The organism is Mycobacterium sp. NGS68, assembly GCF_059812195.1.
This window is the reverse complement of record NZ_JCALCE010000008.1, coordinates 223,589-230,075: the sequence shown is the minus strand read 5'-3', so window position 1 is coordinate 230,075 and position 6,487 is coordinate 223,589. Positions and strand designations below refer to the sequence as shown.

Below are 6,487 nucleotides of genomic sequence, written 5' to 3'. Positions count from 1 at the left end.
GTCGAAAGACGGCATGGTTGCCACCGGCGTGCTTGCCGACCAATAGCTACCTCGGCCCGTCCGGCAGCGATGCAGCTTGTTCAGCTGGCGCCGAACAAGCGGAAGCCAATCATGCGACCGCCGCTCGCGAAGCCATGAACACTTCGGTCGGCATCGGCTGTCGCAGGCGCCACGTGATCGCCATCGGTCGTTCACCCTCATGCGAGACGTAGTCGGCTGGGCCGAGGAACACATATGGCGACGTGCCCAGCGCGTTGCTTTTCGTCTCCCGGACGAACAGCAAGATGTGCGAACCGCGCTCGCGGTGATGAATGTAGCGCTGCCCGGTGGGCGAAGCCGACGACGTCGTCGACTGCGATTCCCAGTGAAATAGCTCTGGGCTCAGAGCGAAGTCGCGATACATCGTGGTTGGCGAGTAGTCCGTTTCTGTCTTCCTCAACGTAATCAAGAAGGCGTCCGCGTTCGCCGCTTCGCACCAGGCAACGCCTTCCCGCATCGTGCTCGGTGTACGTCTCAAGGACGCGAACCCGAGGGCGGCCAGAATCTCCTCGCGCGAGTAGCTGGCATGCAGCGCAAGTGGCACGTCGGCGAGATCCGGGATGAATTCGTCCAACGAGATTGTGCTACGCCGTGCGTTGTCAAAAGCAATGTCGATGACCTGACGCATCTCGTCGACCACAGGCTCGTCCTTCAGTGCTGCCAGTCCTGCCGCGGCGCTGTCGAATCCACCGCCACCAGGAAACAGTGAGAAGAAGAGCATCTCCGCCAGCCGCTCTTCGATGCCGCCACCGGATGGGGCGCCTCCGCTTAATGCGGCGTGGTAAGCAACGCGGCGGCGTCGATCGTCGACATGAGCAAGCACGCGAACACGCTTGATCAGCTCGTGCTCACGCGGGCCGATTTTGCCAACGGCCTTTCCCGCGTCGCGGCATAGTGTCGTCCACGACCGACCGGTGCGCAGCACGTCTTCCAGACCTCGACCAGAATCGTCAAGATAGGCGACGAGGTCGGTGCCGGGATGCGTGCGCACCTCACCGACCAACGCCGCCCAGCGCGGGGCCAGTTGCTGTCGAATGTTGTCCAGCACCGACTGCCGCGACTCCGAATCCAGCACAATCTGGCTGCCCGACGGTAAGAACGGGAAGCCGTGCTGCACCTGCTTGATCAATTGTTTGCGTCCGAGTCCCGTCAGTGCGCGAAACCGTTGGTCAAAGCGGAACTCTCGACGTTGATGCCCAACGAAATCTAAGGCGGTTAACACGGTTTTCCCCTCGGTCAACCGCAGACCACGGCCGAGTTGCTGCAGGAAAACGGTAGCGCTCTCAGTCGGGCGCAGGAACAAGACCGTGTCGACCTCGGGAATGTCGAGCCCTTCGTTGAACAGGTCGACGGCGAAGATTATGTTGATTTCCCTGTCGCGCAATGCTTTCAGCGCGGCTTGGCGTTCGTCGGGACCCGTATCCGCCCAGACTGCACGGGCCGGAACCCCTGCTGCGAGGAATCGATTCGCCATGTATTGGGCGTGCTCGACACTTACACAGAATCCCAAGGCACGCATGGTGGCCACGTCGGCCACCTTGTCGCGGAGTTCCTTAAGCACGATCCGTGTGCGTGCATCGTTGCCGGTGTATAGGCCGCTCAGCGCGGACAAATCGTATCCACCTCGCTTCCACTGCAAGTCGCCCAGATCGACTCCGTCGTGAACGCCGAAGTAGTGGAACGGACACAGCAGGTGCTGTTCGAGGGCTTCCCAGAGTCGAAGTTCAGCGGCAACGCGCCAATCGAAATACTCCCGGACGTCTACACCGTCGCCGCGTTCAGGAGTCGCGGTCAACCCCAGCAGTTCGATGGGGCGCACATGCTCAAGCAGACGTCGATATGTCGCAGCCTCGGCGTGATGGAACTCGTCGATCACCACCACGTCGAAGTGGTGGGCATCGATAGCGGCAATTCGTTCAGCTGACAGCGACTGAATGCTCGCGAAGACATGCTTCCACCTAGTCGGTTGATCACCGCCAACCAGGAGTTCACCGAATGTCGATTCGGTCAACACCTCCTGATACATCCGCCTTGCCTGAATAAGAATCTCTTTGCGGTGAGCCACAAATAAGAGAGTGAGGTCACGGCCATGCGTTTCGCGCACAAGGCGGCGGTAATCCAGCGCCGCAACCACGGTCTTACCAGTGCCGGTAGCTGCAACGATCAGATTGCGGTGGCGATCATGCAGTGTCCGTTCAGCGTCGAGTTCCTCGAGCATCTCGGCCTGGAACGGTTTGGGATGAACTTCCAGCCCCGACAATGTCACGGTCAGCTGGTCACGTCGACGTCCTCCGGCGGCGATGTCAAGCGCCGCACGCAGCTTCTCTCCGTCCGATGATGGTTTATACGCTTCGAATTCGATGTTCTCCCAGTAAGAGTCAAAGGTCGCCCGAAATTTCTCCAGCAAATGCGGTGTCGAGACCGCCGACAGGCGGACATTCCACTCGAGCCCGTCGACCATCGCGGCATGGGACAGGTTGCTCGAACCCACGTACGCGGTGTGAAAACCCGTATTACGCCGCAAGAGCCATGCTTTGGCGTGTAACCGGGTGCGTTGGATTTCGTAGTTCACCCGCACCCGCGCACCGAACTCATCAACCAATGCGTCGAGGGCGCGCGCGTCGGTGGCGCCAAGGTAGGTCGTTGTAATGACCCGCAGTGGCACATTACGTCGTCGGAGCTCACCGAGCTCTTCCTCGAGCAGTCGAAGGCCCTGCCATTTGACGAACGCGCATAGCAGATCCACGTGATCAGCGCTGGCGAGTTCGGCACGCAACTCGGCAGCCAATGTCGGCTCGTTGTGGGCATTGGTCATGAGCGCCGTGTCCGACAGTGGAGTGGCGGGCCGAGGTAGACGAATTGCACCGAGGTGGTTCGCGTCGACGATCTCGTCAAGCCGCTCGATTCTTCCAGATTCACTCTGATACAACGCGTCCACGATTGCATCAGCATCGTGTAGTGCAATCAGGATTCGGTGGACCAGTTCGACGCGGTCCTGCGGTGTAGCAGCCGCCCGAAGCGCGCGCTCAATAATCGGCGTCAAATGCCGCGCTATCGCCAGCGGCTGCTCGCCGCCATCGACCGGAATTGTCTCGGAGCGAAGGTCGGGTCGCTGAACCAGTTCGTGGTGCAACCGTTCCGTCAACAGCGATTCGTAGAGGCCTTCTTGCACGCCCGGGAGCGTAGCGGACCGGCCCGACAGGCGGGTGGGAATGGATTTGGGTTTATGTCTGCCCCGCCCACTAAGGCCGTGGCGGCAACACCTTCAACCAACCGTCCGACAGCAACTCCAGCAACTGCCCATCAGGATCACGAATCATCGCGGACCCGGCGGTGACGGTCCCGTCGACCACCTCTCCCCCAAACTCCGCCACCCGAGCCAACGCCCCACCCAGATCAGGCACCGAAAACGAAAGATGCGTCAGCCCGACCTGGTCCATCACCCGCGGCGGCCCGACCTCGACCTGACGCGCCGAGTAGTCGATCAGTTCCAGCACGAAGCTGTCGCGCACCAGATACGTCGCGTGCACACCCAGTGGCTCGGGCAGGCCCAATAGCACGGCGGTCCGGTCGTCCGGCGGATCGATCTCCCACCAAAATTGAAAACCCAACAGTCCCTCGTAGAAGCGCCGCGACCGTTCACGATCCGCGACGCACAGCCCGACGTGGTTGAAAACCGTTCCGTTGCTAGGCACTACGAACCTCCGCGACAACACACCCGTAAAAGCGTAATAATGCAAAGATAGCCCAATAGGCTCCATGGGCCGCCGGCAACCCAGGAAGAAGTCTCGATGGCCACCCGCCCCGACGTAAGCCAGGACGCGATCATCGACTTCGACCACCACGCCGACGACTTCAACCTCAACGAACTCGCCCGAAACAAAGAACTACGCGAGACATGCCCCGTCGCGTGGAACCAGCATTACGACGGCTTCTGGTTCCTCACCAGCTACGACGCGGTCAGTACGGCGGCGAGAGACGGCGACACGTTCGCCCACAAGTACGAGCCGGACGCGCAGGACGGCATTAGCTACCAAGGCGAGATGGGCGTCCCGCGGCCGGAAGGCCAACCGGCTCTGGGCATCGGCGAGATCGACGGTCCCTACCACCTAGCCCTACGCCACGCCCTCGCCCCATTTTTCTCGCCCGGCGCCGTCCAGCGGCTGAGGCCCTTCATGGAAGACACGGCCAATACCTTCCTCGACCAGCACCTAGCAAAAGGACACATGGACCTGGTCCTCGAATACGCCAGCCCGGTCCCGGCGATCCTCACCATGAAGATGATGGGCCTGCCGTACGACAACTGGCAGCTGTACGCCAACCTGTTCCACTCCGTCATGGCCACGCACACGGACAGCCCCGAGTACGTCGCCGCCATCTCCCAAGTCCCCGCCATGATGCAAGAAGTCCTCGAATACGCGGCCAAAAGAAAAGCCAACCCCAAAGACGACCTGACGAGCTTCCTCCTTCAGTTCGAATTCGACGGCCAGCGCCTCACCGACGAACAGCTGCTCAACATCCTGTGGAACCTCATCGCCGGCGGCGTCGACACCACCACCTCGCAGACGGCGCTCACGCTCCTGCACCTGGGCACCCACCCGCACCTCAGGCAACAACTCATCCAGAAGCCCGAGCTGTACCGCACCGCCACCGACGAGTTCTTGCGCTACTTCTCGGTCAACCAGCAACTCAGCCGCACCGTCACCAGGGACGTCGAAATCAACGGCCAGCGCCTCCGAAAGAACGACAGAGTCGTCATCAGCTGGCTGGCCGCCAACCACGACGAGCACGAGTTCGACAACGCCGACCAGATCGTGCTGGACCGAACCCCCAACCGCCACCTCGCCTTTGGCCTCGGACCGCACCGGTGCATCGGCTCGCACCTGGCCAGACTGATGTCCGAGGTGATGGTCAAAGCAGTTCTCGACCGCCTCCCCGACTATGTGGTCGACGTCAAAAACGTCCACCAGTACCTCGGCAACCCGAGCATGACCGGACTGGCCAGGCTCCCCGTCACCTTCAACCCGAAGCGCGGCTAGCGAGCCGACGCATATTGCAGCACCGGTTCCGACGAATCGACGTGAGCACCGCTGATGATCCGCAACCGTTCGGGACGCACCTCGTAGCGCACCCCGTTCGCCGGATTGGTGACGTCGAATCCACCGGAATCGCGCAGCGCGTTGGCGAGTTCAATGTTGGCGCCGTCGCTAATCCGTTCACCGCGGTAGTAGAAGTCTCCCGAAGCGGTCTGACACACCACCACCATCGACTTGGCGGTTCGCACCACCGCGGCCGGCGGGTTCCCGGCGTCGCACCGGGCCGAATGCCCGACAAAGCCCAGCGCGTCGGCGCCCTGGACCGGCTGTGACAGCGACGGCGTCGTCGTCGCAGGCGCGGCCGAGGACCCCACGGGTGGCGCCGCCAACGGCGCCTCGTGAGAAGGTCCGCTGCCCAGCGCCAACACCCCGGCCAGGATCGCCGCGACGATCAGCATCCCCACCGCCACCCCGCCGACGAGCAACGGCCCGCGGCCCGGGCTTCGCGCCGGCACCGCAGCTACAACCGGACTGTCCGCGCGCGGCGCCGAAATCGCAGGCGGCGGGAACGCCGCCGCCGCCGCGGTAGCCGCCTTCGCCAGGTCGCCGGCGAAGATGAACCGCGAAGCAGGCTGTTTCGCCATCCCGAGCGCAATGACGTCGTCGAACGCCCGCGCGATGCCCCGGCGCATGATGCTCGGCCGTGGCGGTGGCGACGACCGGTGCGCGCCGACCAGCTCCCGCACCGCGTCGCATTCGAACGGCGGACGCCCGGTCAGACACTCGTACAGCACACACGCCAGCGAGTAGACATCGGTACCGGGCCCCACCCCGCCGCCGCTGAACCGCTCGGGCGCCGTGTATGCCGGGGACCCGACGTCAGCAATCCCGAAGTCGGCCAGGTACGCGAACCCATCCCCGGTGAGCAGCACGTTCTCCGGCTTGACGTCGCAGTGCACCAGGCCGTCAGCGTGCGCGGCGTCCAGCGCCGCCGCCACCGGCGCGATGATCCACGCGGCCTGTCCGGGATCGAGCGCGCCACGCTCACGCAGCAGGTCCCGCAGGCTGCCGCCGTCGACCAGGCGCATCTCGATGAACAGCACACCGTCGATCTCGCCGAAGTCGTGCACCGGGATGACGTGCGGGTCCTGCAACCGGGCGACCAGTCGGCACTCCCGCCGAAACCGCTCCCGAAACGACGGGTCAGCGGCCTTTTCGCGGTGCAACAGCTTGACCGCGACCATCCGGTCCTTGGTTCTGTCATACGCCCGGTAGACCTCGCCCATTCCGCCCGCGCCGATCAATTCGCGCAGGTCATACGGTCCGAACCGGGTAGACATGTGTGACGATCCTTTCGCTGCGTTCGACAGGCGTTCGGCAGCCCGCAGGGTTCCCGCATCGCCCGTTCGCCT

Annotated in this window: 4 protein-coding genes; 1 reads left to right on the top strand and 3 read right to left on the bottom strand. The window is 63.2% G+C overall.

Features of this window, described 5'->3' with window-relative positions; genetic code table 11:
• Nucleotides 1-109: 109 nt before the first annotated feature.
• Nucleotides 110-3,211 carry a DEAD/DEAH box helicase gene (locus AC5Y5V_RS12110; protein ID WP_499934851.1) on the bottom strand — a complete coding sequence of 1,034 codons (3,102 nt, stop codon included), beginning with the start codon at nucleotides 3,209-3,211 and terminating at the stop codon, nucleotides 110-112.
• 70 nt (nucleotides 3,212-3,281) lie between these two features.
• Nucleotides 3,282-3,734 (bottom strand): VOC family protein, encoded by a 453-nt coding sequence (locus AC5Y5V_RS12105; protein WP_499934846.1) that lies wholly within the window; start codon nucleotides 3,732-3,734, stop codon nucleotides 3,282-3,284.
• A 96-nt stretch (nucleotides 3,735-3,830) separates the two neighbouring features.
• Here AC5Y5V_RS12105 and AC5Y5V_RS12100 point away from each other — a divergent pair, with 96 nt between their 5' ends.
• On the top strand, nucleotides 3,831-5,078 hold the full coding sequence (locus AC5Y5V_RS12100) for a cytochrome P450 (RefSeq protein ID WP_499934841.1): 1,248 nt from the start codon (nucleotides 3,831-3,833) through the stop codon (nucleotides 5,076-5,078).
• Here the strand turns inward: AC5Y5V_RS12100 and AC5Y5V_RS12095 are convergent.
• A complete protein-coding gene (locus AC5Y5V_RS12095; protein WP_499934905.1) occupies nucleotides 5,075-6,445 on the bottom strand; it encodes a serine/threonine-protein kinase in 1,371 nt (456 codons plus the stop codon). The genes AC5Y5V_RS12100 and AC5Y5V_RS12095 overlap by 4 nt on opposite strands.
• Nucleotides 6,446-6,487 lie beyond the last annotated feature (42 nt).

Excerpts from the sequence above, each read along its gene's own strand:
- AC5Y5V_RS12100 (WP_499934841.1), top strand. The coding sequence starts at position 3,831 with ATGGCCACCCGCCCCGACGTAAGCCAGGACGCGATCATCGACTTCGAC.